The organism is Prevotella sp. oral taxon 306 str. F0472, assembly GCF_000257925.1.
GTDB classification, from domain to species: Bacteria; Bacteroidota; Bacteroidia; order Bacteroidales; family Bacteroidaceae; genus Prevotella; species Prevotella vespertina.
Map to the genome: position 1 here is coordinate 23,564 of NZ_AJIN01000072.1, position 24,661 is coordinate 48,224.

The following is a 24,661-nucleotide window of genomic DNA, read 5'->3' on the forward strand; positions in this document are numbered from 1 at the left end:
TATGTTCTAACTAGTCTTTGTCAACTCTCCTACCTTTTTTAGAAGGCTTGGAGGCACTTGATTGGACTTACACCTGTGCGTTATCAGGGTCTATGCTTTCAGAGTCGAACTCCGCTTTACCACGCTTCACATCCCCGTTGAAGGTTACGAAATAGAACCCTCTTCGAGGTGTCCACTCCATACAGAACAGCTCAGAAGGTCCACGGAATCCATTGCGTTTGATAGCTTTCATCACCCATTCCTGTGTGTGGTTAAACTGTGCTAGGCTGCTTTCCACAATCTCTCCATTATTCACCAACAATACGGAATAGGTCGTCTGACCAGGTGAGAGAACCGTTACAGAGCCGTTAGCTTCAAACAGTACATCCTCTACATCGAACATGGAGAAGATACCTTTCTGCCTTAGCATGAGGCGGAACTGCTCCATCTCAAGACTATTACGCTTGAAGTTCTTAAAGTTGATAACGCCGTCTTTCACCAAGAAGACGCTCTCGCCTTTGATAAGATGGCGCAAATAGGCAGAGTGCATGGCGAAACGAACAAGCATATTAAAGCCTGTCCATACAGCTAGGGCGAAGATGAGATGCCAGATGGTCATATCTGGATTGTACAATACACCACCGACTAACGCACCAATAACGAATGCACTTACCGTGTCAAGGGGAGTCAACTGACCCATTTGCACCTTACCCGTAATGCGCAAAAAGGTTAGAATGCCAATCATACCAACGATTAGCTTTACCGCAATGCCCACATAGGGCTGGATTAATTCCATCATTTTTTATTATGAATTATAGGGTTATCTTCTTTCGTTTGATAGTACAAATATACATCTTTTCCATGACTACTCAAGTAGGAATGAGCCTTAAATCAAAAAAAACAGGTAAGTGATAGGTAAAATAGATGATGTTTCTTTGTCATATCAGAATTTATGTCTAATTTCGCACACAATTATGAGAATAAGGCGTAAACGATAACATATAATTTTTATACGCCACATATCTCAACTATATAATAAAGGTAAACAAATGGAATATTACATAGAAATTGATAACGAAAAGCAGGGACCTTACAGCCTCAAAGAGTTAAGTCAGAGGAAGATTATAGCAACTACTCTCGTCATGCCTACCGATACGCAGCAATGGATTCCAGCATGGCAAATTGAGGAGTTACGCCCAATTTTGGAAGGGAAAGATCCTATTGACGACGAGACAACGGCGCAAGATTTACCTTACGTTGAAGCTACGCCCGTTGAACCTGCAACTCAACAGGCAGCAGCCCCACAGACGGTAGTTATTCAAAAGAAGAGCCATACGGGATGTTTGTTAGGCACATTGATAGTCTTGGTGGCTTTCATCATCGTGCTGATTCTCACATGCCCAAAGCCTGAACAGCACAAGGATGTATTGTCTGACGTCATTACCAATACGGTGAACGACGCTGTAAATGATACGACCAACACAACGGGCAATGAACTCGTCGATAACGCTTTCCGTTCTATCAGCAATGCCTTTGCTGGGAAAGTGATAAGATCTGCTGTAGACAACCTCGTTACCGTGGATAATCACATTATATACTCTACAGGCAAGGTGCATTATGCAGGACAAAATCACACCGTATCAGTAGGGCTCTTAGGGCATATCTTTACGATTGACGAAGATGACTTGCAGGAAGCTGCAAGGCAATATTATAAGAACTCGGAAGTGAACCTCAAAGAGCAAATAAGGCAAAAGGCGCAGAAGATGATACAAGATAATATTGTAGAGCCTGCCACCTCTACCATTGAAGACTTAGTTGGTGGGGCTTTGAACGGATTATTAGATAATATTGGCTTAGGCAATAGCAAGGCTGATATTAAAAGGCAAATACAACAGTCGACAGACTCAATTCTATAACGGAACATACAAAGACGAGCCTAAAAGCAAAGGCTAAGACGAACATAGAAAAGGATAGTATTTATTTATTGTAAGACTAATTTATAAGAAAGAAGTATGAGAAAATTATTATTAATGGGTGCTATGGCACTTATGACCACATTCGCTTTCGCACAAGATGCAACAGTAGTAAAGAACCTAAAAGAACAGCAGAAGCTACTCGAACTGACCACTAAGTTAAATAAGGCGCAGCTTGATTACGAGAAAGAGAAAGTCGACTATAATGAGTTAACGGAGAAGGCTGCTAATGCTAACGCTGACGCTAACATAGCAACAACCGACTTCACTGCAACAAGCCCTTCTAGCACAGTAAAGGATGCAAAGGACACTATCAAAAAATTGAAAGAGGCAAAAGCCATAAATAAGAAGTTGGCTAAGAGTAAGAAAAAATTGGATAAGATGGGTAAGAAGATAGCTAAACTTCAGTCCAAAATTGACAAGTTGAATAAGACACTTAAGATTTCTGATAAGTAATAGCAACTAATAAACAGGGACGCACACTAACATTTGTACGTCCCTTATTTTTTATCTTACATATCATCATTAGGAACTCATCAACGCACATGAAGAAAACTCTTACACTAGTTCTATTGGCTTTGTTACTCTCTATCCCATCGTATGCTCAGATGTTATTCACAGAGAATCTCACCCTAAGCATTGATAGTACGAAGACTATACAAGGATCTCTCTTACCAGTAGTAGACTTCAAGACCGAACAACAGAATATACTCACTGTTAAGAATACTGCCAATCTCAATCTATTAATCAAGCACAAGCGTGTTATCAACTTAATCAATAAACTAGAGTTCTCAACCTATGGTAAACAGGTGACGGTAAGCGGCGGACACGTACACATGGAGTATCGCTATTTATTGAGCCATGCCTTTGAAGTCTATCCTTATGCCGAATCGCAATGGGCAGGGAGTAGAGGCTTAGAGTTTAAGGTATCTACGGGTTTGCAATCACGTTATCGACTCGTGAATAAGGAGAGATTCCTTATGTTTGCTGCTGCGGGTGTGTTCTATGAGTTCGAGAAGTGGAAAGAACCAACCGCATCTGCTCCTACGCTCTACGCTTGTAGCCGTAGCATTAAGACGCATCTAGCCTTGAGTTTCCAGCATCACATCAGTGACCATTGGTCATTAACAGCTACTGCTATCCATCAAGGAAAACCTGATAGCTACTTCAAGAAAGCTCGATTCGGTGGTGCCGTAGATCTTCTATATAAGATAACACCAGCCATTGGGATTAATGGTGCTTATCGTCTCATCTATGACACGGCTCCTATTGTACCTATAAGGAAGTCATATACATCTGTTGAAGCAGGACTTGCAATTAACTTCTAACGGCAGTTCTTTCCTTTCACTCCTTTTCTTAGGGAATAGACAGCCGTAATACTAAGGGCAGATGATCGCTGAAGCCGTTGTTATAACGCATCCCATTATAATGGCGGCGAGGCTTTACTCCGCCGTACTTCATATCTTCTTCCAGAAGGAAAGGAGCATCATTGACATAGCATGAAAGCACATAAGGACGGAGGTTATCACTTATGAGAATCTGATCCAAACTACCCCACTCTCCATGATAACGATAGGTGCCTTCTGCACCATTCTTTCCCTTTGCTTGTGCCGAGACATTCAACAAACCGCATTCGTACAAAGGCTTTAATGAAGGACTATCAGCATAGTCATTGAAGTCGCCCATCACGATTATCTTTGCATGAACTTGGTATTTCTGAATAGAATCAACCACATTACTCACTTGCATCATCACGTGTTTTCGGAAAGGTCTTGAGTATATCTCTCCACCTGTTCTACTCGGTGCATGAAGCAATAGAACATGTAAGGTATCACCATTAGCAATAGCTCCTTCTACATGGAGTATGTCACGTGTTGGTCGCATATCTGCTATCAAGCTAACCCTGATAGTATCGGCTTTCAACAAGCGGAAAGAGAAGGGAGAATAGAGCAAAGCCACATCTATACCACGTATATCAAGCGATGACGTCATAACGTATTCATAGCGTGCATTGCGCAATAAAGAGCGTTTCGTAAGATCAAAAAGCACGCTGTCATTCTCCACTTCACATAATCCCACAAGGTCAGGTAATTGCCATCCCTTGCTATCTTCACCGCAGGAAATGATGGTCTGCCCCGTCCTATTCAACTTCTCCCAATACTTTGTTCGAGTCCAATGACGTGGTGAAGTGGGTAAGAACTCATAATCATTCTTCAACGTATCATGCCGTGCATCAAAGAGATTCTCAGCATTTAGCTCCACAATAGTCAATCGGTTTTGTGCGACAGAGTATAGGGTCATAAGACTCAGAAGAAAGGTTAACAATAAGCGTGTCATAGATGATATTTTTAGGAAGAGAGAGGCTTAAGATTGCGTCACAATAGCCAACTGCTGTCGTACACTCTCCTCATGGATAAGCTCGAAGATATGTGCTGCAAACTTTGGATTCATACCACATAATCCTGCTTGCGTACCACGTTTCTCGAGTATCTCATTATATCTCCTCGTCTGTAAGATAGTCATGTTATGTTCCTTCTTAAAGGTTCCAATCTCCCTACATAAGCGGAAACGCTTCGCAAGGAGTTCCATCAATGAGTTGTCTAACTCATCTATCTGTGCACGTAACGAACGGATATCTTCAGTCGTGAAGGTGTCATCACGTATCACAAGTAACGACAGAATATAATCCAGAATATCAGGAGTTACCTGCTGCTTAGCGTCACTCCATGCCTCTTTCGGGTTACAATGGCTCTCTACGATGAGTCCATCAAAGCCTAAATCCATTGCTTGCTGACAAAGAGGAGCTATCAAGTCACGGCGTCCACCAATATGACTAGGGTCACAAATAATGGGTAATCCAGGAATACGACGGCGCAATTCAATAGGGATTTGCCACATCGGTAGGTTGCGATATATCTTCTTGTCATAGCTAGAGAAACCTCTATGGATTACACCCAGACGCTTTATCCCTGCTTGATTCAACCGTTGTAAGCCACCAATCCATAGTTCTAAATCAGGATTGACAGGATTCTTCACTAATACTGGTATTTGAAGTCCTTGCATCGAGTCTGCCAATGCCTGCATTGCAAAAGGATTAGCCGATGTACGTGCGCCAACCCATAGTACGTCCATATCATACCGCATTGCTAATTCGACATGATCAGGGGTCGCCACCTCTGTAGATATCATCATCCCAGTCTCTTCCTTGACTTCTTTCAACCAGGGTAAGGCTTTCTCTCCATTTCCTTCGAATCCTCCTGGCTTGGTACGTGGCTTCCATACGCCTGCACGAAAGATGTGACATCCTTTATCTGCCAGCATACGTGCCGTATTCATCACCTGCTCTTCGGTTTCGGCGGAGCATGGTCCTGCTATGACAATGGGGCGTTTCTTATCACAAGGAAGGCATAAGGGTTCTAATTCTAACTCCATAATCCTATATCTTTTGCTATCTCTTTGCTCTTTCCTGACATTCTTTTATCTTATAAACTCACATAGGCTGTAGAAGATAAAAGCAACGGAAAGAAACAGAAGACTTCTTCTTTAATTCTAAAATAGTTGTATTTGGATACGAAAGTATAACATTTATTTCTACCACACAAGCATTTCTAAAGTTTTTTACTAACTTTGCAATATACAGAAAGGATACATTATGAAGCAGATACATGCACTAATAACAATGGTTTTATTGAGCCTTGTTATGAACATAAATGCACAGGAAGCAAGACTTGTCAAGCTCACTAACAGCAATGGTATGGAAGCTATTGTGAGTAATTACGGAGCGCGGCTTGTTTCGTTGACAGCCCATAACTGGAACGGACGATTGGAGCCTGTGGTCAAAGGGTACAATCAGCTGGAAGCCTACAAGCAAGACTCTACATTAGGGGCAACGCTTATCTACATCGGTAAGGAGCATACAGAAACACTCTCATCAAAGGTTTGGGAGGTTGTTAGCTCGGATAACCAATCGGTCTCCCTACGCTATATTACGATTGAAGGAGAGAACAATCTCAATGGTAAATTGAATGCAACTGTTACCTATACGCTATCCGATCAGAATGCACTCGACATTGATTATCGTATCACGACGACTGCTCCAACAACATTGCAAGTAACCAATGGAATTTGTTTCAATCTATCTGGTGACATGCACCGATCTATCCTTAAACAACATCTGTGGCTAGATACGCACTATACAAATAAGTTGGATAAGGAGCAATTCCCCACTAATGAACTACAGAAAACACGCCTTACCCCATTCGACTTTACCCAACCAAGAGAGATTGGAGAACGAATAAAAGCAACCATCAATGGCTATTATCATGCTTTCCAACTGCGCCATCCTGACAATATGCAAAAGCCTACCGCTATCCTTTTCGATGCACAAAGTGGGCGCGCAATGACCATCTACTCCAGTGAACCTACCCTACTCATCAATACGCATGGGGCACAAAGTAGCGGCATAACACTACAACCCTTGCATGCTGGATACAATAGTGGTATGGAGAAAGTAGACAATAGCTTACAGCCAGGACAGGTTTTCCATGGTGCAACCGTATTTCTCTTTACAACAGATCCACCGCTCATCATGAAAACTAAGTAGTACCAACAACTTGAAAAAACACTAATAACTTTTAAAATACTTGGCTGTTGATAGACGATTATTTATATTTGCAAGCAAATGAAGAAATATGCTTTCATAATAACAGCTATCTTGTGCCTGCCATTGCAAGCGCAAACAATAGCGGGGCAGCACAACGTTGATACATCGGTTGTGAAGCCTATTGAGTCATCGCGCCTGAAAGGACCAAGGGAAGCAACTGAGGCTGAGAAGGAATATGCTAGGCGTATGGCAGAGGATCGTGAACAGCAATCTCAAATAGACAATAACCTCCCTGTCATTACAGAAAGCGGTCAGACGGTTACTCCCAATAGTTTCTATTACCCCGAGTGGGGCTATGGCTTAGGTCCATGGAGACTGCATAAAGGATTGAACATAAACCTTAGTGCATCAGCATTCGCCAACCTTGGACATGGATATAACCATGGTGCAGGATTCTCGCAAGATGTGTCATTGATGTATGTAACCAACCTTTCAAAGAAGGCGACCCTAGCCGTTGGTGGCTATGTAAACCATCTGACTTATCAAGGAAACAACTATTTCGTTGGCGGAGTCAATGCTGTTCTCGGCTATCAATTCGATGAGCATTGGAGTGCTTACGCCTTTGTTCAGAAGGCATTCACCTCTAATAATGTCGGAAATGCTTTCGGTTACGCAGGTTATGGATACCCAGCTTGGGGCGGATATGGCATGTTGGGCTATAGTCCCTTTGGTTATGGTTATGGTGCAATGGGCTTTGGTTATGGCGCAATGGCTAGTCGATTCATGGATAGAATTGGTGGTGGCGTAAGCTATCAATGGGGTTCTCACAATCAAAACATTATCTCTATCAATGTTGAGTTCGATCATGTTCCATCACAGCAGACGAACTTCTACAACACAAACAGATATGATTACCCTGTGAGATAGGGCTTTTCTCCTATCATCGAGGTACGTTTCACTCACGTAAATAGGCATCAATAGGACTTATCATCAGCTATTAATAAGCTATGGTAAGTCCTATTTCTATGTTACACAACGCTCTTCTTCATTAGAAGATACTTTACAAACAGAATTATCGAAATAGCTTTTAAAAAAGAAGAAATATATCTTTAAACAGGTTCGTATATTGCTTTTTCATAAAACGGAGGTACGTTTTTAGTAAAACGGAGGTACGTTTTTAATGAAACGGAGGTACGTTTTTAGTGAAATGGAGGTACGTTTTTGGTGAAACGGAGGTACGTTTTTACCCAAAAGCTAGTACTTTTCAGTGGAAAAGCTAGAATATTTAAAGAGATTGATAGGTATGTTTTTCATAATAAGCTGGTTATCAATAAATTAAAGAAAGGCACAATACCTTTGCTATAAATCGCATATTTGGAAACAACGTTAGGTCTTAATGGAAATAACGCAATTAGGAGTATCCAAATTAGCAATAATCTATTACAAAAGTATTATGCCCTTCTTTCTATTCTTACTCACCTATTTCATCCAACGCAGGCGAAGGCTATTCAAAACGACACTAACGCTTGAGAATGCCATTAGGGCACTTGCCCAAGAAGGTGTAATCTGCCAGTCGATACCGAAGACATATAATAGTCCAGCCGCCAAAGGAATACAAACAAGGTTATAGATGAACGCCCAGAAAAGATTCTCCCATATCATTCTAACGGTGTTCTTACTGAGTCGGATTGCCTCTGGAAGGGTAGCTAAATCATCGCCCATGAGCGTCACTTGCGCTACATCCATTGCAACATCTGTACCCTTGGCAATCGCTATACTGACATCTGCCAACGCCAACGCTTGGGTATCATTAATGCCATCTCCTACCATCGCAACGCGCTTTCCTTCAGACTGCAAACGCTTAACAAGGTTCTCTTTGTCCTGCGGTAAAGCCTTACTAAAGTAGTGCTTTATACCCACTTTATCGGCCCAATAGCGTGCAGCCTCATCCTTGTCACCACTCATCATATAGACCTCTATCCCACTCTTCTGCAATTCTTCCATCGCCTCACGAGCATTAGGCTTCAGTTGTTCCCGTTTCTCGAAAGGAAGATTGTCAGCCTTGGTGAAGTCTACCTCCTTATTAGGTATCGTCAACGTTCCCGTCTTATCGGTTACAAGTGCATCCACCTTACGTAAGCTCTCCAATGCTGCTGCATCCTTGATGAGTATCTGCTTTTGTGCTGCCTTACCAATTCCTACCATCAAGGCAGTCGGTGTAGCCAATCCCATGGCACATGGGCAAGCGATGACCAAAACGGCTACAGCAGAGATAATCGCTTGTGGTAAGTAAGCCTCGCCACCTATCAGCCACCATAGAAGAAATGTTAGCAAGGCAATGAGCGTAACGACTGGAACAAACACTAAAGCAGCCTTATCGATAATGCGTTGCACGGGTGCTTTAGAGCCTTGCGCCTCTTGCACCATCCGAATAATATGCGCTAATGCCGTGTTCTCACCTATCTCATTTGCCTTCATGCGGAATACTCCTTGACTAGGAATAGTGCCTGCTAGCACCTTTGAACCCTTCTTCTTCTCGGCAGGAGTAGGCTCGCCTGTGATCATACTCTCATCAACATAGGCGGCATCGGGGGTCATAAAGCTCTCGGCAGAGATAACTTCTCCATCGACAGGAACCTTCTCGCCAGGGTGAACCTCTAGAATATCTCCTACTTCAATAGTCGATATTGGCACTTCTTCTATTCGATCTCCATCAACGATATGTGCCGTCTTTGGAGCCATACCCATCATGTGTCTAATAGAGGAGGCAGTGCCGTCCTTTGCCTTTTCTTCTAACATTCGTCCTGTCAAGACAAAGGTAATGATCATTACCGCCGCATCATAGTATGTATGCCAAACGATACCTCTGCTCGCCCATACAGCGTCACCCCAGAAGGTGTTGAAAGCACTGAACAGGAATGATATTGCCGTGGATAAGGTTACGAGGGTATCCATGTTTGCAGTGCCATGAAGGAGTTGTTTCCATGCTGAAACATAGAACTGTCGACCGCAATAAACAATGTTTGCTAAGGCAATCAATAGAGAAACTTGATTGGCAATAGTGCGTGAATGGAGGTCAATCCATCCCATCGAAACGCTCATTACGGCAATGGAGAATATCCAAGAAAGGATGGTTTTCCGACGTAATAACGTGTATTCGCGCTTCTCAATCTCCTCAACTGAAGTCTCTTTATCAATGACTAAGTCATAACCAATCCCATTGATTGCAGCTTTCATCTGCTCCAGTGAGATGGTTTCGGGGTCATAATCGACCAAAGCGGAACGACCAGGCAATGATACCGATGCGGTATTAATGCCTTTAAGCTCGTTCAGTTTCTTCTCTACATTGGCAGAACATGCAGAACATGCCATGCCGATAACAGGAATTGTTTGCTTCATACTTATCTCCTTATAGGCTCAACTCATAGCGCCCACTATTGTCTACTGCCTCCTTGAGTTGTGCTGGAGTAACAACAGACTCATCATATTCAACATTTACATTGGCTTTCTCTAGATTAGCTTCTGCACTCTTTACACCATTTAAGGACTTTAGCGCATTCTCAACGTTAGCCTTACAATGTACACACTTCATACCGCTTACTGCAAAAATATCACTTTTCATAACTTCATTTTATTATATTAGTTGTTTGCAAGAAGACTTTCTCCTTGTCGCTTGCAAAGGTACACTTATATTAAGGAAAGCGTATTACAGAATTATGGATAAAGGTTATAATATTCCTACAAAATGCTTCCTTTCATATTATTTCACGCTTATCATACTTCTTTCTAAATGCAATGACTTACTTTTGCAATACGTTATTATAAAGGTATTAGGTGATGAATAGAAAACACGCAAAGCTCATTGCAGCAATGACGGAATATGACAAAGGGGATGCAAGACGTATCCATCATTTCTTAAAGGTACATAACTTAGCTGCTACCATTGGTACGTTAGAAGGATTGGAGGCTGAGACACAAGATATACTAGAGTCTGCTGCTATTCTACATGACATTGGGATTCATGTCAGCGAACGCAAGTATGGTTCTAGCAATGGTAAGTATCAAGAGATTGAAGGACCTCAAGAGGCTCGTAATCTAATGGTGCGTTTGGGTGGATTCACTGATCATGAGATGGATAGGATATGCTTCCTTATTGGGCATCATCATACTTATAACCACATCGAGGGATTAGACTATCAGATTCTTGTAGAGGCGGACTTCCTTGTTAACTTGTATGAGGATAATTGCTCTCAACACGCCATTGACGCTGCTTGCAAGAATATTTTTAAGACGCAAGCAGGTATTAGTTTATTGAGAGATATGTATGATAAGGAGGGTTATAAGAAGCCAGAATAAGATATTAAAGTTGGTCTAAAGGCATACGAGTATTCGTCTTCATCCCTCGGAATTGAGATGGAGTCATCCCCGTGACTGCCTTAAACTGACTGGAGAGATAGGCTACTGAAGAATAATTCATACGCTGCGCTATCTGTGTAAGAGTAAGTTCGTCATAACGAATTAGCTCTTTCACACGCTCAATACGAAGCTCTATATAATAGCGTTCTATAGTCTTTCCTTCTACTTCCGAGAAGAGTTTGGAAAGCGAACTATAGTCTTGATGGAGTTGAGAGACGAGATAATCACTCAGAGTTGTTGCTGACTGGTTATCTTGATAATGCACAAGTTTTATCAAAGAGGACTTTATGAGGTCTATTGTCTGCTGTCTTCTATCTCCGAGAAGTTCAAAACCTAAATCTTTTAAAGCCGTTCGAAGTGCTAAGAGTTGTGTTTCCGTCAATTCTTCCTCGACGATAGCTTCGCCCAAATCAACCTTTATTGAATGTAGATTCTGACGTTGTAAGGTCTGCTCTACAGCCATCTTACAACGATCACAAACCATGTTCTTTATATAAATCTTACTCATTCTGTAACCCTCCTAGCCGCAGCTTCCTTATTAAACTCTTTGAAGGTATAAACAACAATAGGCACTGATAATGTGAAAGAGAATACATCGCTGACAGCTTGACACATCTCAACGCCTAGTAAACCAAAGTGAGCTGGAAGGATAAAGATGAGTGGGATGAAGAATAAACCTTGTCTTGCAGCTGCAAGCACATTAGCTCGTAAAGGCTTACGGCAGGTTTGTGCCATCATATTACTTGCTAAGATAAAGGCATTAAGAGGGAAGGTACAGAGCTGCCAACGCAATGCAACCACTCCTATCTCAATTACTTTAGGATCATCACGGAACACTCCTATAAGGGAATCACTCACTATCCAGCCTCCAATAGCAAGTAGAATGAGAAAGCTAGTGCCAAGAACAACCGTAAAGTGATAGGCTTTCTTCAATCGAGTATAGAGTCCCGCCCCATAGCAAAAGCCACAAACTGGCTGGAAGCCTTGCCCTAATCCAATCACAACAGCAAATGATAACATGGCGATTCTACCGACTATACTCATCGCAGCAATAGCCGAGTCACCATAAACACCAGCTGCAAGATTGAGGGACATAGTGGCTATGCACGCCAGACCTTGACGCATTAATGATGGACTACCACCATAGAATATCTCTTTATAAGCCGCCCATGAGGGTGAAAAGTGCCGAAAGTGAATGGCTATATTCTCCCCTCTTCGAGTCATAAAGAATAAGATAACGAACGAAACGAACTGTCCTATCACAGTCGCAAGGGCTGCTCCACTAACTCCCATACCGCATGTAAAGATAAGTAAAGGGTCTAAGGCAACATTCAAGATAGCACCTGTTACAATGCCATACATAGCGAAGTTCGCATTACCTTGCAATCGCATCTGATTGTTCAGCGTAAGGGATGAGGTCAAGAAAGGTGCTCCCAAGAGGATAAGACGCATATAACTCTCTGTGTAAGGGAGGATGGTTGGTGTACTACCCAGCATTAATGAGAGAGGAGTAAGGAATATCTCACCCAGAACAAGGATAACTAATCCAAAGAAGAAAGAGCTGAAGAAACCCGTTGATGCCATCTTTATAGCATTATCATGACGCTTTGCTCCTAACTCACGAGATATGTAATTACCTGAACCATGCCCAAAGAAGAACCCCATCGCCTGGACAAAGAACATCATAGAAAACGACACCCCGACAGCTGCAGTGGCTTGTGTATCGATCTTACCAACGAAGAATGTGTCTGCAATGTTGTACAGTCCGGTCACAAGCATGGATATAATTGTGGGTACAGCCATCGTTAGTATGACACGATGTATCGGTCCTTGCGTCAAGAAAGTGTAGTTATCTGTATGTCCGTGCATAATCTTATCACCTTTTAAATATCAGTGCAAAGGTACGAAATTAATGAAAACTAAGTTCTTCTCTACACCATTTATAAATGGTAATAATAGATAAAAAAGAAGGAGAAACAACCTCTTCTGCATTATCAAGCCAACTGAATAGACTGCTAGAAGAGGGTGTTTATCCTTCTATATAAGTTCTTCGAAGATTCTAAAAGAACGTACCTTTAATGGTGCTCAAGCAATATCTGTAAGATACGTTCAGCCGATCTACCGTCCCATCTATCAGGTATTCCACTCTTCTTCCACGTTCCTACGACCATATCCGATAGTGCCGAACGAAGCAACTCAGCGTCTTCTCCAACAAGAACATTACTTCCGACCTTCACAGTCTCTATGTGTTCAGTGTAACTATTGAGTGTTATACAAGGAATACTATTGAATGTTGCCTCCTCAGCAACGTTCCCCGAGTCAGTCACGATACCCAGTGCATGAGCAGTAAGATAGGCAAACTCTAAGTAACCAAGCGGTTTAACAATATGCAGATTATGCAAGTTTATATTCTTCTTTAGGCTTAGAGACATGATAACCTGTACTGCAGAGTCACGCAAAGGAGCAATGATTGGTAAATCGCCAGCAGTCTCGCTCAAGACACGGAGCATCTTCTCCAGATTGTCCTGATCAGCAAGTAAGGCCTTACGATTCAATGTAAAGACAAGATAATTACCTTCTTTTATAGGTAAACCTACCAATGCATCAATATCTGAGAGGCTCATCCCCTCAATGCGCTCACGATTATAACGGATATTGTCAATAAGGATGTTGCCCACCATATACACCTTTGAGAGTTCGGCACCCTCCTTGTTTGCAATACTATTATTGCTGAATCCAGCCGTAAAGAGGATATCCGACAATCCGTCAATGACCAATCTATTGATCTCCTTAGGCATTGTTATGTCAAAAGAACGCGTCCCCGCAGCAATGTGCGCAAGTGTGATTGCTTGCTTCTTAGTGACTATTGCGGCTGCCATTGTCGATGCCAAGTCATCAACAACGATAACTACATCACTGCTATTAGCCTGTAGATACTGTTCAAACTTTGACATTACCTGCCCCGTGAGTTCGTTAAGATTCTCACAATCAACACCGAGGTAAGCATCTGGACGATGGATTGACAACTCCTCAAAGAGCTTATCTTCTAACGTCGGGTCATCCTCGCTACCAGCATATACAAGTGAATAGCCCACCTTATGAGCATTATCACTTTCTGATAACTTATTTATTACTCTAATAATAGGTGCCACCTTTATAAAGTTAGGACGTGCACCACAAAAAATACAAAGATTTATGTCCTGTGTTGTCATTATCTATTATCCCTTAAACATATCCTTAATACCACCGATAGAACCCATAAGATTTGATGCCTCAAATGGTAAGTAAACAGTCTTTTGGTTGTTATTATGAGCGAGATCGGTAAGCATTTGGATGTATTTCTGTGCAATGAGATAGTTGGCAGGGTTAGTACTTTGCCCCACAGCATCAGTTATCTTCTGAATAGCTATCGCCTCTGCTTCTGCCTTGCGAATGCGTGCTTGTGCTTGACCTTCAGCTATTAGGATTTGCTGTTGTTTGTCAGCTTCAGCACGATTGATGGCAGCTTGCTTCTCACCCTCCGACTGAAGAATAGCCGACTGCTTCTGTCCTTCACTCGTAAGGATGGTTGCACGCTTATTACGTTCAGCCTGCATCTGCTTCTCCATAGCCTGAGAAACACTTGCAGGAGGCGTTATATCTTGTAGTTCTACACGATTCACCTTGATTCCCCACTTGTTTGTTGCATCATCAAGAACCGATCTTAACTTCGTATTTATCGTATCTCGAGAGGTAAGCGTTTGGTCAAGTTCCATCTCACCAATGATGTTTCGGAGTGTTGTCTGCGTCAGTTTCTCAATGGCGTTAGGTAAGTTATTGATTTCATAAACCGCTTTAAACGGATCAACAATCTGAAAGTAGAGCAGCGCATTAATCTGCATTTGGATGTTATCTTTGGTTATCACGTTCTGACGATCAAAGTCATACACCTGCTCGCGTAGGTCAATTGAACTGGTATAAGCGTATCGGCCAGCTCTCATCACTACTATATCCTTAGCATGATCGATGAAAGGTATGATGATGTTAATGCCCGGTCGGAGTGTAGCATGGTACTTTCCCAATCGTTCAATAATCTTAGTTTCACTCTGAGATATGATGACTATTGACATCTTGGCAAAGATAATTACCAAGATAATAGCCGCAACAAACACACAAGCAATAATATTCATAAGCATAAGTTTTAGGTTCTCTCACCCACTTTCTCATAATGAGAACTACTCTAAAAAGGCAAGAGAAGGGTTATTTAATATCGTTTCTTCTAGTTGTCACACATATTTCAACATTTCTCAACAGTTGCGATGATAGAGTCGAGACGAAGTATTCGAACATCATCTCCAACGCCTATCTCTTGTCCATCTACTGACTTTGCTTTCCACGAGTCACCATCTATCTTCACTCGTCCATAGCCTCCCGATTCTATTTTGTCGGTTACTTTTCCTTCACGACCAATCAGAGCATCGGTATTACTCAACCGCTGATTCTCACCTTTATGAAAGTATTTCAAGGCAATAGGACGCACATAGAAAATGCTTAATAAGGTGAAGATAACAAAGACAATGACCTGTACAACAATACTATCTATCCCCAATGAGATTAATGAAGCACATAAGCTACCAATGGCAAAGCACATGATGAAGAAGTCATTACTCATCATCTCAAGGATTAGACATACTATCCCAGCTAGCAACCATACCAACCAAAGGTTCTGTATTATACTATCTATCATAGCAGTAAAGGTTTGATTTCGTTTGTAAAGATAGTGATAAAAAATGAATCTATCAAATGTTTACATAAAAATATGTGCCTATTTAAATACGAAGAGACGCTCTTCTCGTATTGAGAAAGGCGTCTCTTTGCATCAAAGAGGGCGTCTCCTTAATATAAAAGAGGCGTCTCTTGAATATGAACAGCATGTTGTTTCTATTACAACTAGGCTTAACGGCGCTTATTTGAAGTCTTCTTTGACGAACCAATATATAATGTTCCTGCTGTCGAGCTTGTGCTTGTGCGAACATTAGAAGAGCCTCTCTGACGATAGTACTTCTCTGCTTCTGGTAGCCACTTCTCAATGTTTTGAATACGACGAGCATCTGATGGGTGATCACTAAGAATCTCAGATGTATTGCTATTAGTACCTGCAGCCATACGTTTCCAGAATGTTACAGCATTCGCGGGGTCGTATCCTGCCATCGCAGCAAATATCAATCCCATGTAATCGGCCTCACTTTCATTGTCACGACTGTACTTTAGATTACGGAAGGAGAAGTATCCTCCAGCTACTTGAGCAGCTATATCACCAACACCACTACCCACAGCAGAATTCAAGACAGTACCTAGGATGTTTGTTCCCATCTGCTGATTCATCTGCTTAGTAAGCTGTTCTGCACTGTGTTTAGCCACTGCGTGCGCAATCTCATGCCCTAAAACGATAGCTAAACTTGCCTCATTTTGAGTATAAGGAAGCAATCCCTCATAAACAACAATCTTACCTCCAGGCATACAGAAAGCATTTGCTTGCTTGTCTTGAACAAGGTTGAACTCCCATTGGAAGTTCTTTACTTCATTGGCATAACCATTATTTCGCAAGTAAGTCTCTACTGCATTTGCAAGGTTACGACCAACTCGTTGAACCATAGCAGTGTTCTTTGCATCCGTTGAACGCTTTGCAGATGCCATGAACTTTGTGTACTCTTGATTACTAAGACTTAGTAGTTGAGCATCCGAAACACTAAGTCTATGGGTGCGCCCAGTCAATGGTACCTTAGAAGCTGTACCACATGCTGTCATCAAAGCAACGACAGCTACCATTAAAAAATACTTGATTTTCATATCTTTCTAATTACCTTTTATAACTTTCCGAGCACGAAAGTACTACTTTTTCCATTACTATCAAACGATTTAAATACCTTTTTTAAAAAGGTTAACAAGTAACAAATCATTTTGAAAGAAGTAGTTCCTACAGGATTAAATAAGCCTTTCACGCTTACCAATGTCCTTTGTTATCGGTATAAAATAAGCCACAATGAAACTGATAATACCTGATATTGCAACCATAAGAAAGAACTTTCGATAACCTACATACTCTTGTAAGAAGCCTGTAAACCATCCAGACATCACCATAGAAAAGGCTGTTATTGCTGTTCCTAATGAATAAGTGAAGGTGGAATGCTTACCTTTTGTACAAAAGCCTAGCCATACTATGTAAGTTGTTAAGCCCAAGCCCGCCCCGAAGTAATCGATAATAATACAAATATTAATGATGGATAAGGTGGAAACAAAATAATAACTGAGGTAGACAAAGAGGAACTTTGGTAAGGTGAGAGCCATAACAAAGAACCATAACCAGCGTTGTAAACCATCCCGACGGACAAGACTTATACCTAAGCCACATCCTGCAATAAAAGCAAAAGTCCCCACTGTGCCTTGCACCAAACCTAATTCTTGAGGCGAGAGAGCTAATCCGCCATTGCTTCCGGGGTCAATCAGAAAGAGTGGAGCAACCCTTATAAACATTCCTTCTGGTATCAAAAAGCAAAAGAGAAAGACAAGGTTTGCAACGTAATGAGGTCTTCTTATGAAGGCAGCTGTCACATCATGCCACCATTGGCGAGTAACACCACTCCATATAGGGAGCTTTGCGCGAACAACAGCCTTTGGCAGGATAAGGGCATGCAATAAGGTCAGTGCAATCATCAAAACGGCTAAAGCCCAGAAAAGAGTAGCCCAGGCTGGACGAACAGTACGATTGATCACCTCCAAGTTACCTGCTAATGTGATGGGAATAGCCATCCCTACGATGATAGAAAGCAGATAAGAGACAGCTCGAAGACCAAAGAATGCAGGTCGTTTCAGCAATAATGCCTCGCGATTATAGAGTCTTTCAATAGCTACATCATGCAAGGCTGCAGCTATCGCAATGACCATAAAGGCTGCAACAGAGTATGAAAACCAATTATCAAGGCGCACAGAAAAGGCTGAAGCAACAAGACTTAACGCCATAACACACTCTGTAAGGACTATCCAAAAACGCTTACTTTCATAACCAACAACGATTCGTCCCAGTAGAGGACGTAGGATAAAGGGAAGAAAGAACCATGATGTTGTAAGAGTAATAGCTCCATTCGACAACCCCATCCGATTATAATAAACCAACGAAGTCATCAATAAGATAACATAAGGTAAACCACGTGTAAGATAGAGCGTAGGTATCCATAACCAATGACTAGACCATTGGCTTGTTATAGGAACCCCCTTTCGTATTTGTTGTCCGTCGTTCATCTCTTACTCTTTACGCCTTATATATATAAGGTGTCTATTATTGCTTGCTGGTAATAATGGTGGAGAATCTCATCATACTTATAGCCCTTCTCCCCCATTACAGCAGCCCCTATCTGGCACAAGCCAACGCCATGTCCCCAGCCCGCACCAATGAGTTGGAAGTGTTGTGGCACTCCGTTCTCTATGTCACTACGCTTTACAACGAAGGCAGAACTATACAAATGAGTTTCACTCAACGAGCGTCTTATCTCTAACTCTTTACCAATAATACGACTATACTTAGTTCCAACTATCTTTAAACGACAGATTCTCCCACTCTTTCCACGCTCTAATGGTTGCAAGTCAACGATCTTTCCAAAGTCAATACCCGTCTTTTTGTGTATTAACTTGGCAAGTTCTGTTTGACAGAAGTCCACCTTCCAACGATAAAAGTCGTATGTCTCTTGGTCATAGTTGTTTAGAACTTGACTCAAGACAGCCGTATCGTTCGTATTACAGAATGCCTCTGGTGAGGACAGTATCCATTCTCGAGCATGGGTTTCATTGGTTAAGTCTATGCTTGGAGTAGTTCCTAAAGGTGCTTTGTCACTAACGGAAAGCAGATAAGATTTACTTAGATTCTCCCAACAATACTGATACTCTTCTGTTACTCCACCACAACATTTGCTGAAACGAGCGTCACATATCTCGTTACCAGCCATCAATACTTGTCCACGAGTTGCGTGGATAGCCTCTTCCACATGTGGACTTGTAGCTTTCGTAATACCTTGGTAACGTTGACAATGATCATCGGCACAAACATCAAAGAGCTTATGGTCTTCTCTATCAAACCATCTTACCAGCTCTTCTGCTGTTTCACTCATAGACGATGTGGCACTATTTCGATTGTTAGCAACATCTTTTCGTTTCTCTATCTGCGCCAACAACCAACTGCGAGAGATAACCGCATGTGCCTTCAAAAGCTCTAATGAGGAGGTAGCACTCATCTCACTGGATATAACACTGGCTAAGTAACGCTCAACAGGGAGCTTGTTTATTGCCACAATCTTGCCTTCGTCAATGATAAGATGCAGCTGCCCGAGGAACGTCTGAGCCTCTTTTCGTTCCCAATGGAAGTTTACACCAATGGTAACATCAGACAATGTGAAGGATGAATCGGCACTCTTTGGAGTAAAAAGGAGTTCTTCGTAATAGGCACCCTTCCATCTTATCTTACCTTGGGAATACTCAACAAGCTGTTCACCAATCACCTCTTGACCATCAAGAGTGTATTCCTTATTTAATTGGAAATGTATCTTTTCTGCACTGACAATGCCTACAGAAACTTCTGGTTCTGCTTTCTGATTAGCCAATGATATGTTCTTAACAACCTTATCCATTGCCTCTTTTGATAAAGAAACCTCTTGCAAGATGGCTTCGGCACGCTCTGCTGTCATTCTTTCAAAGTCTGTTTGACGTGGAAGAATGAGTAAGCCACCCATATCCAAACTACCAGGACTCACCAAGTATTGGGCTTCTCCTTCTGCAGAATAGCATGCTGGACGATGCTTCTGACGTGGGAAAACGACAGAGATAAAGCGTTCCTCATCCCTCCAAGACACGATATTCATCATTGGTTCGGACTCATCTTCTTTCAAAGGGAGGGCTTTATAGATTGTTTGGAACAACTGTGTATCATGTTCCTCATCGTGGCTCACAATGGCAAGGGTAGGACAGATATAATCCTCTATTGCATAGATTCCATCGTTGTTATCCAATGTCAACAATGGTTTAGAAGTCTTCCACAATGCTTTCCAATGCTTTTGTATGGGTAAGATACCGCTTGTCCCTGCCTGGAAATGTAAATGATCAGGAGCACTGGCACCACACTTTGGACCATTATAAAATACCATCAGGTGTGGATATAAGCTCAACAAGCGATGCACCTGACCATAGTTTGCGGCTATAGACTGTGCTTGGTGCTTGCAAGCAGGTATTGTGAAGTGCACAGGAAGGATGGGGAAAGGATTGACTAAGATATCGAAATCATGATGAAAAGGCAATCCTATCTGTACAGAAGGGCGGTTCTTGGCACAAAGGAAACAAGGACGTTTCGCAAGGGAAGCCTTATCTATCTTCGCCCCAGTGCTTACCATGCGTGCAGGATTGTATTGCGCGAGGGCTGAACCCACCTCACGTGTCTGCACGTTAGCCAACTCCTCAAATCGAGTCTGTACTTCTTTCCATTGGTTCAGCTGTTTATGAAAAAAATCGTAAAGCCCTTTCTCTATGTTATCGTTCTGTTGTTTGCGTGCAAGTAACTCCATTGTACGCAGCTGATCCTTGTATGTATTGTTGGCATTAAGCCTCTCTAAGCTCAGAACAGCATCACTATTCCCACCCCAACGACGGCAGAGATAAAGTTCATCATATATTCTTCCAATACGAAAAGAGCGACTGAAAGCCAATCCCATGGCGTAATCTTCACCATAACTAGTGTTTGGGAACTGCACTTGTCGGGCTAGTGGCGTAAAGAAAGCACGCGGAGCTCCAAGTCCATTGATACGTAATGCGTTGTTACAACCATTGTTTTCTGTCCACTCACTATGGCTTATCAAGCCCGGAGGTAAGGTGTTTAAATCGAAGTCACACATACGATATGATCCCACAATCATTGCTGCTTTCTGCTCATGAAAGGCGTTAACTATGGTTTGCAATGTACGTTCTGATGAATAGAGATCATCACTATCCAGCTGTACGGCAAAGCGTCCGCAATGTTCGTCATTGATAGCATAATTCCAGCAACCACCTATCCCGAGGTCTGTTCTTGAGGGTATGAGGTGTACCAATCGGTCATCCGTTGCCAAAGAATTAAGTATCTCTGTAGTCTTATCTGTTGAATGATTATCCACTACAATGACGTTAAACGGGAAATCAGTAACCTGTGAGAGAGCTGAAACAACAGCATCTTTCACAGTCTTCTCACGATTATAAACAGGGATAATCACCGAAGCCTCAACAGGGAAATCACCTTTTGTGAAATCGGGTTGAGCATAATGCTCCGTGTCAACCAAGGCTCCGATGGCTGCAAGATGGCGTGTTGCAGCTTGCTCCATCTCAATCTGTACCTCTCGATTACGTGGGTTTACATAGTCAAACTGCTTCTCTCCACTCGCACGAAGATCGTCTTCCTCTTCTGTGTATAGATATTCATTCAGGTGGAAAATACTTCCTTGTCGACTCAAGAACAGGCGCAGGTCATACCAACCTGCATATTTATAATGTTCTGATTGACGCTCTTCTGCATATTTCCGCAGCATCTTTCCATTTAGAAGAACTACTGATCCAAAGTCGAAATCATCCCTAATACTACCCAACTGATAGTCAATTACAGGATGTTTCTGCGTCTTTCCATCCTCAACGGAGTAATGATCTGCATAGACCATAGCCGCCCCTGTCTGTTCAGCCACTTGTATCATGCGTTCCAAAGCATGGTAACCTAAGGTCAAAGGACTTGACTTCATATAGAACAAAACATAGTCTACTTCTGTGGACTTAGCCATCAACAGCATCATGTCTGACGCCAGTAAGCCTGTTCCCTGCAATACTTTTGCCTGCTCAGGTATGCCTTCTATAGCAGCAGATTGTGCCGCTAAGAAAAACACTTGATCAACTATCTCTCCTTTTCCCATAGGCATTTGAGCCATCAATGAAGCCATTGTTTCACTCGAACTATAGGCTAAGAAGCAACTTATCTTTTTGTTCTTTTCCATCTGAATGTATTGTTTTCTAATATGCAAAGATAATACAAAATCCTTTATTACACCTATATTCAATCTTTTAAAAGCAATATTTATCCATCTTTTTACGTAACTTTGCGACCATTAAACATGACATATTATAATAGAAAGAATGGATAAGGAGAATCATATTGATCGTGCATTAGCATTCATGGAGCAACTTGAGAAGTTAGGAAATCAGTTGCATCAAGCTGAAGAACATCAGAAAGTTATGTTGCAACAAATGCTAACAATGAGTAAACTCAACCTAACGGACACAGAGGAATACTATACACTGGAACAGCGAAGTAAAGACCTTCAGGCTATGATTAACAAGTGGCGTCCTTACTACGAAGAGCGTCTGAAGATGGTAAAAGAGGCGCAAAAGGCTGCGAAGAAGTAACAACTTACTAACAAACATAACCATCATGATGAATGTAAGAAAGGCTTTCCAATACTCTTTGGGGTGCATTATTCCTTTCAGTATAATGCTCTCATGCACTTCTGCACACAATGGTATCCAAGAAAACATAACATTTCATGGTGAGCAACTGCACCATTACTTGACAGTTATCTATGATGAGCCAACAGCCAATCAAGGCAAAACAAGAGACACCATAAGCTATTATTGCAATGAAAAAGGGCAACCCGTCATAGAAAGACGGGGCACAGATAGCCTGCACGATTGTACATTTACGTATGTTGGTGATACTATCCGTTATAATGAAATGAACCCACAGACGAAAGAACATCCAGATGGTTACTTTATCTTAAAAGATGGTTTAATCATGGAGACAAGCCCTGATCCTGCTGGTTGGAGATATACTTACGATAAGCAACGTAGGTTGATTTGTCGTGATGAACCCAATGTTAAGTGTGGTTCTTTACGTTGGGACTTTCAATGGAAAGGTACACAAATATCAAACAAAAACGTTAAAACGATCTATCGAAAGCCTAAGAAGCAATCCACATGCTACGATTTTCGGTACTTACACCTGTTTGGTAGCACAGGACAAGTTCCTTTGCCTTTCATCACATTGGGTTATATGGGCATGATCCCAGAGGGAGATATGGAAGGATATAAGCTCCCGAAAGATCCCCAAGGATGTTCATATACCATTCAAATAACATCAGATTATGACAGGGAAGGGCGTCCTGTTCACAGCACAGAGATAACAACTTCTATCAAGAAGAATAAGAAAAAGGTTGATTCTAAGCTTGAAATAGAATACATTTGGTAAGCAATCATCACTAAAGAAAAGGCTTAATACAAAATATGGAAAAGGATAATAACAAGGGAGGAATGATGAGTGTTGTCGCTGCTTTGGGTGCAAATGTACTCGTAGCGATATCTAAGTTCGTTGGTTTTGCAGTCTCTGGATCGGCCGCAATGCTAAATGAATCGATCCACAGTATCGTGGATTGCGGTAATGAAATACTCTTACTCGTAGGTAATAAACAAGCGGAAGCAAAGCAAACAGACCAACATCCGTTTGGACAAGCACGTGCAAAGTACTTCTATAGCATGGTAGTTGCGATGATGTTGTTCTTTGCGGGAGGTGCTCTAGGTATCATGGAGGCTATGGAAAAGCTGTTTCATCCAGAGCATAGTGTGGAGAACACATGGCTAGTCATGGGTATTCTCGTCTTCGGATTGATAGTGGAAAGTATCAGCCTGCGCGTTGCCTTCAAGGAAATCAACGAACTAAACAAAGACAATCTGCCCCTTTATCGCTTCTTGAGAGAGAGCCGTCATAGTGAAATTCTCATTATCTTTGCCGAGGATACGTGTGCTGTTGTGGGCTTGTTAATTGCTTTGATGGGTACACTTCTTAGTCATTTCACAGGCAATCCATTCTATGATGCACTCTCGGGAGTGCTTATCGGTGTGCTACTCTGCCTGGCAGCACTCTTATTGGCACGTGAGTTTTATAGTCTGTTGATTGGAGAAAGCGTTACAAAAAAGGATCTTGCCCGTATCAATAAGGCTTTTAATAGAGATGACATCAGCAAGCTCATCAATATAAAAACTATCCATCTCAGTCCGACAGACATACTTGTGACGGCAAAGGTGGATATCAAAGACGAGTGTGAAGCGCAATCGCCTGAGATTGTCAACGACATTGAGCGCACCATACGTGCTGCCTTTCCAAACTATAAGATTTATATTTATATCGAAACTGACAACTATCAAGAGGATTACGACAGCGCACACCCTACTCGCTAAAACATCAACTTGTCAACCATAAAAAAGCAATGGCAATGAGAACTATTCATCTAGTTTCCATTGCCATTTCTTCATATCTACACATCCATTCGACCGAAAGGTAACACCTTCTGACTCGAGTAACTGCCGTTGTTCCGCCCAATCAGGAGCAGTCCTCCCAGCACTGTTCACCACCCTATGACAAGGTAGTTCCTCCGCTTCGCCAGCATTATGTAGCATCCTTCCCACCAATCGTGCATGATGAGGATAACCCAAGAGCCATGCAATCTTACCATAGCTTAACACTCTTCCTGACGGAATCGATGCCACAACCCCATATACTCCTTTGCGAAAATCAGCGATGTCTACAGCCATTCCTAACTATTGAGAATAAGAAGAAAGCACAAGAAGGATGACTAACGGAGCCTCTCCGCCAGATCATCCTTCT

23 protein-coding genes are annotated in these 24,661 nt (G+C 42.0%); 9 read left to right on the forward strand and 14 right to left on the reverse strand.

Translation table 11 applies throughout. The features are described from left to right. Nucleotides 1-67 precede the first annotated feature (67 nt). Nucleotides 68-778 carry a DUF421 domain-containing protein gene (locus tag HMPREF9969_RS12020; RefSeq protein WP_009436102.1) on the reverse strand — a complete coding sequence of 237 codons (711 nt, stop codon included), beginning with the start codon at nt 776-778 and terminating at the stop codon, nt 68-70. Nucleotides 779-1,028: 250 nt separating this feature from the next. On the opposite strand from HMPREF9969_RS12020, the gene HMPREF9969_RS12025 reads away from it, so the two are divergent. The 3 genes from HMPREF9969_RS12025 to HMPREF9969_RS12035 all read left to right on the forward strand — a co-directional run bounded on the left by HMPREF9969_RS12025 (nt 1,029) and on the right by HMPREF9969_RS12035 (nt 3,280). Further along, complete coding sequence (locus tag HMPREF9969_RS12025) at nt 1,029-1,895, forward strand: GYF domain-containing protein (RefSeq protein WP_009436122.1); 867 nt, start codon at nt 1,029-1,031, stop codon at nt 1,893-1,895. A 96-nt stretch (nt 1,896-1,991) separates the two neighbouring features. After that, nucleotides 1,992-2,408, forward strand: coding sequence for a hypothetical protein (locus tag HMPREF9969_RS12030; RefSeq protein ID WP_036895807.1), 417 nt, complete (start codon nt 1,992-1,994; stop codon nt 2,406-2,408). Between the two features lie 89 nt (nt 2,409-2,497). Next, nucleotides 2,498-3,280, forward strand: coding sequence for a DUF481 domain-containing protein (locus HMPREF9969_RS12035; RefSeq protein WP_009436083.1), 783 nt, complete (start codon nt 2,498-2,500; stop codon nt 3,278-3,280). Between the two features lie 28 nt (nt 3,281-3,308). Here HMPREF9969_RS12035 and HMPREF9969_RS12040 read toward each other — a convergent pair whose 3' ends face one another. Then, the gene (locus HMPREF9969_RS12040) at nt 3,309-4,289 is read right to left on the reverse strand and encodes an endonuclease/exonuclease/phosphatase family protein (RefSeq protein ID WP_009436091.1); all 981 of its coding nucleotides are present in this window, start codon (nt 4,287-4,289) and stop codon (nt 3,309-3,311) included. Nucleotides 4,290-4,316: 27 nt separating this feature from the next. Further along, nucleotides 4,317-5,384 carry a bifunctional 3-deoxy-7-phosphoheptulonate synthase/chorismate mutase type II gene (locus HMPREF9969_RS12045; protein WP_009436112.1) on the reverse strand — a complete coding sequence of 356 codons (1,068 nt, stop codon included), beginning with the start codon at nt 5,382-5,384 and terminating at the stop codon, nt 4,317-4,319. A 220-nt stretch (nt 5,385-5,604) separates the two neighbouring features. On the opposite strand from HMPREF9969_RS12045, the gene HMPREF9969_RS12050 reads away from it, so the two are divergent. Further along, entirely contained in the window at nt 5,605-6,555 is a 951-nt protein-coding gene (locus HMPREF9969_RS12050; RefSeq protein ID WP_009436098.1) for an aldose 1-epimerase, read from the forward strand. A 78-nt stretch (nt 6,556-6,633) separates the two neighbouring features. Further along, a complete protein-coding gene (locus HMPREF9969_RS12055; RefSeq protein ID WP_009436104.1) occupies nt 6,634-7,482 on the forward strand; it encodes a hypothetical protein in 849 nt (282 codons plus the stop codon). Nucleotides 7,483-8,034: 552 nt separating this feature from the next. Here the strand turns inward: HMPREF9969_RS12055 and HMPREF9969_RS12060 are convergent. Continuing rightward, nucleotides 8,035-9,954: a heavy metal translocating P-type ATPase gene (locus tag HMPREF9969_RS12060; protein WP_009436129.1), complete on the reverse strand. Its 1,920-nt coding sequence runs from the start codon at nt 9,952-9,954 to the stop codon at nt 8,035-8,037. A gap of 10 nt (nt 9,955-9,964) precedes the next feature. Then, nucleotides 9,965-10,177, reverse strand: a complete 213-nt coding sequence (locus HMPREF9969_RS12065) for a cation transporter (RefSeq protein ID WP_004382618.1) — start codon at nt 10,175-10,177, stop codon at nt 9,965-9,967. A gap of 215 nt (nt 10,178-10,392) precedes the next feature. Here HMPREF9969_RS12065 and HMPREF9969_RS12070 point away from each other — a divergent pair, with 215 nt between their 5' ends. Beyond that, a complete protein-coding gene (locus tag HMPREF9969_RS12070) occupies nt 10,393-10,911 on the forward strand; it encodes an HD domain-containing protein (RefSeq protein WP_009436140.1) in 519 nt (172 codons plus the stop codon). Nucleotides 10,912-10,915: 4 nt separating this feature from the next. On the opposite strand, the gene HMPREF9969_RS12075 is transcribed toward HMPREF9969_RS12070, so the two are convergent. The 8 genes from HMPREF9969_RS12075 to HMPREF9969_RS12700 all read right to left on the reverse strand — a co-directional run bounded on the left by HMPREF9969_RS12075 (nt 10,916) and on the right by HMPREF9969_RS12700 (nt 22,001). Beyond that, nucleotides 10,916-11,479: an AraC family transcriptional regulator gene (locus HMPREF9969_RS12075; RefSeq protein WP_009436097.1), complete on the reverse strand. Its 564-nt coding sequence runs from the start codon at nt 11,477-11,479 to the stop codon at nt 10,916-10,918. After that, the gene (locus tag HMPREF9969_RS12080; protein ID WP_009436105.1) at nt 11,476-12,840 is read right to left on the reverse strand and encodes an MATE family efflux transporter; all 1,365 of its coding nucleotides are present in this window, start codon (nt 12,838-12,840) and stop codon (nt 11,476-11,478) included. The genes HMPREF9969_RS12075 and HMPREF9969_RS12080 overlap by 4 nt, the downstream gene beginning before the upstream one ends. A 206-nt stretch (nt 12,841-13,046) precedes the next feature. After that, nucleotides 13,047-14,183, reverse strand: coding sequence for a UDP-N-acetyl glucosamine 2-epimerase (locus tag HMPREF9969_RS12085; protein ID WP_009436145.1), 1,137 nt, complete (start codon nt 14,181-14,183; stop codon nt 13,047-13,049). A gap of 6 nt (nt 14,184-14,189) precedes the next feature. Next, nucleotides 14,190-15,146, reverse strand: coding sequence for an SPFH domain-containing protein (locus HMPREF9969_RS12090; RefSeq protein WP_371520126.1), 957 nt, complete (start codon nt 15,144-15,146; stop codon nt 14,190-14,192). Between the two features lie 101 nt (nt 15,147-15,247). Further along, nucleotides 15,248-15,697 carry an NfeD family protein gene (locus HMPREF9969_RS12095; RefSeq protein ID WP_009436111.1) on the reverse strand — a complete coding sequence of 150 codons (450 nt, stop codon included), beginning with the start codon at nt 15,695-15,697 and terminating at the stop codon, nt 15,248-15,250. Between the two features lie 209 nt (nt 15,698-15,906). Then, complete coding sequence (locus HMPREF9969_RS12100; RefSeq protein WP_009436117.1) at nt 15,907-16,800, reverse strand: M48 family metallopeptidase; 894 nt, start codon at nt 16,798-16,800, stop codon at nt 15,907-15,909. A gap of 135 nt (nt 16,801-16,935) precedes the next feature. Next, nucleotides 16,936-18,249, reverse strand: a complete 1,314-nt coding sequence (locus tag HMPREF9969_RS12105; RefSeq protein WP_009436109.1) for a permease — start codon at nt 18,247-18,249, stop codon at nt 16,936-16,938. Between the two features lie 17 nt (nt 18,250-18,266). Further along, nucleotides 18,267-22,001, reverse strand: coding sequence for a DUF4922 domain-containing protein (locus HMPREF9969_RS12700; protein WP_009436107.1), 3,735 nt, complete (start codon nt 21,999-22,001; stop codon nt 18,267-18,269). A 139-nt stretch (nt 22,002-22,140) separates the two neighbouring features. Here HMPREF9969_RS12700 and HMPREF9969_RS12120 point away from each other — a divergent pair, with 139 nt between their 5' ends. Genes HMPREF9969_RS12120 through HMPREF9969_RS12130 form a run of 3 tightly spaced genes read left to right on the forward strand, consistent with a single transcriptional unit; the run spans nt 22,141 to nt 24,234 of the window. Then, nucleotides 22,141-22,410 (forward strand): hypothetical protein, encoded by a 270-nt coding sequence (locus HMPREF9969_RS12120; protein WP_009436135.1) that lies wholly within the window; start codon nt 22,141-22,143, stop codon nt 22,408-22,410. 25 nt (nt 22,411-22,435) lie between these two features. Next, entirely contained in the window at nt 22,436-23,248 is an 813-nt protein-coding gene (locus HMPREF9969_RS12125; protein WP_009436116.1) for a hypothetical protein, read from the forward strand. Nucleotides 23,249-23,283: 35 nt separating this feature from the next. Further along, complete coding sequence (locus tag HMPREF9969_RS12130; RefSeq protein ID WP_009436100.1) at nt 23,284-24,234, forward strand: cation diffusion facilitator family transporter; 951 nt, start codon at nt 23,284-23,286, stop codon at nt 24,232-24,234. A gap of 42 nt (nt 24,235-24,276) precedes the next feature. On the opposite strand, the gene HMPREF9969_RS12135 is transcribed toward HMPREF9969_RS12130, so the two are convergent. Beyond that, the gene (locus HMPREF9969_RS12135) at nt 24,277-24,588 is read right to left on the reverse strand and encodes an MGMT family protein (RefSeq protein WP_009436085.1); all 312 of its coding nucleotides are present in this window, start codon (nt 24,586-24,588) and stop codon (nt 24,277-24,279) included. Between the last annotated feature and the right edge of the window lie 73 nt (nt 24,589-24,661).

Bases quoted from the DNA above. Each gene is read 5' to 3' on its own strand.
- HMPREF9969_RS12020 (WP_009436102.1), bottom strand. From the start codon at position 778: ATGATGGAATTAATCCAGCCCTATGTGGGCATTGCGGTAAAGCTAATC.
- HMPREF9969_RS12035 (WP_009436083.1), top strand. From the start codon at position 2,498: ATGAAGAAAACTCTTACACTAGTTCTATTGGCTTTGTTACTCTCTATC.
- HMPREF9969_RS12095 (WP_009436111.1), bottom strand. From the start codon at position 15,697: ATGATAGATAGTATAATACAGAACCTTTGGTTGGTATGGTTGCTAGCT.
- HMPREF9969_RS12065 (WP_004382618.1), bottom strand. From the start codon at position 10,177: ATGAAAAGTGATATTTTTGCAGTAAGCGGTATGAAGTGTGTACATTGT.
- HMPREF9969_RS12040 (WP_009436091.1), bottom strand. From the start codon at position 4,289: ATGACACGCTTATTGTTAACCTTTCTTCTGAGTCTTATGACCCTATAC.
- HMPREF9969_RS12120 (WP_009436135.1), top strand. From the start codon at position 22,141: ATGGATAAGGAGAATCATATTGATCGTGCATTAGCATTCATGGAGCAA.
- HMPREF9969_RS12700 (WP_009436107.1), bottom strand. From the start codon at position 22,001: ATGGAAAAGAACAAAAAGATAAGTTGCTTCTTAGCCTATAGTTCGAGT.
- HMPREF9969_RS12125 (WP_009436116.1), top strand. From the start codon at position 22,436: ATGATGAATGTAAGAAAGGCTTTCCAATACTCTTTGGGGTGCATTATT.
- HMPREF9969_RS12105 (WP_009436109.1), bottom strand. From the start codon at position 18,249: ATGAACGACGGACAACAAATACGAAAGGGGGTTCCTATAACAAGCCAA.
- HMPREF9969_RS12085 (WP_009436145.1), bottom strand. From the start codon at position 14,183: ATGACAACACAGGACATAAATCTTTGTATTTTTTGTGGTGCACGTCCT.
- HMPREF9969_RS12030 (WP_036895807.1), top strand. From the start codon at position 1,992: ATGAGAAAATTATTATTAATGGGTGCTATGGCACTTATGACCACATTC.
- HMPREF9969_RS12025 (WP_009436122.1), top strand. From the start codon at position 1,029: ATGGAATATTACATAGAAATTGATAACGAAAAGCAGGGACCTTACAGC.
- HMPREF9969_RS12080 (WP_009436105.1), bottom strand. From the start codon at position 12,840: ATGCACGGACATACAGATAACTACACTTTCTTGACGCAAGGACCGATA.
- HMPREF9969_RS12075 (WP_009436097.1), bottom strand. From the start codon at position 11,479: ATGAGTAAGATTTATATAAAGAACATGGTTTGTGATCGTTGTAAGATG.
- HMPREF9969_RS12135 (WP_009436085.1), bottom strand. From the start codon at position 24,588: ATGGCTGTAGACATCGCTGATTTTCGCAAAGGAGTATATGGGGTTGTG.
- HMPREF9969_RS12060 (WP_009436129.1), bottom strand. From the start codon at position 9,954: ATGAAGCAAACAATTCCTGTTATCGGCATGGCATGTTCTGCATGTTCT.
- HMPREF9969_RS12130 (WP_009436100.1), top strand. From the start codon at position 23,284: ATGGAAAAGGATAATAACAAGGGAGGAATGATGAGTGTTGTCGCTGCT.
- HMPREF9969_RS12050 (WP_009436098.1), top strand. From the start codon at position 5,605: ATGAAGCAGATACATGCACTAATAACAATGGTTTTATTGAGCCTTGTT.
- HMPREF9969_RS12055 (WP_009436104.1), top strand. From the start codon at position 6,634: ATGAAGAAATATGCTTTCATAATAACAGCTATCTTGTGCCTGCCATTG.
- HMPREF9969_RS12100 (WP_009436117.1), bottom strand. From the start codon at position 16,800: ATGAAAATCAAGTATTTTTTAATGGTAGCTGTCGTTGCTTTGATGACA.
- HMPREF9969_RS12070 (WP_009436140.1), top strand. From the start codon at position 10,393: ATGAATAGAAAACACGCAAAGCTCATTGCAGCAATGACGGAATATGAC.
- HMPREF9969_RS12045 (WP_009436112.1), bottom strand. From the start codon at position 5,384: ATGGAGTTAGAATTAGAACCCTTATGCCTTCCTTGTGATAAGAAACGC.
- HMPREF9969_RS12090 (WP_371520126.1), bottom strand. From the start codon at position 15,146: ATGCTTATGAATATTATTGCTTGTGTGTTTGTTGCGGCTATTATCTTG.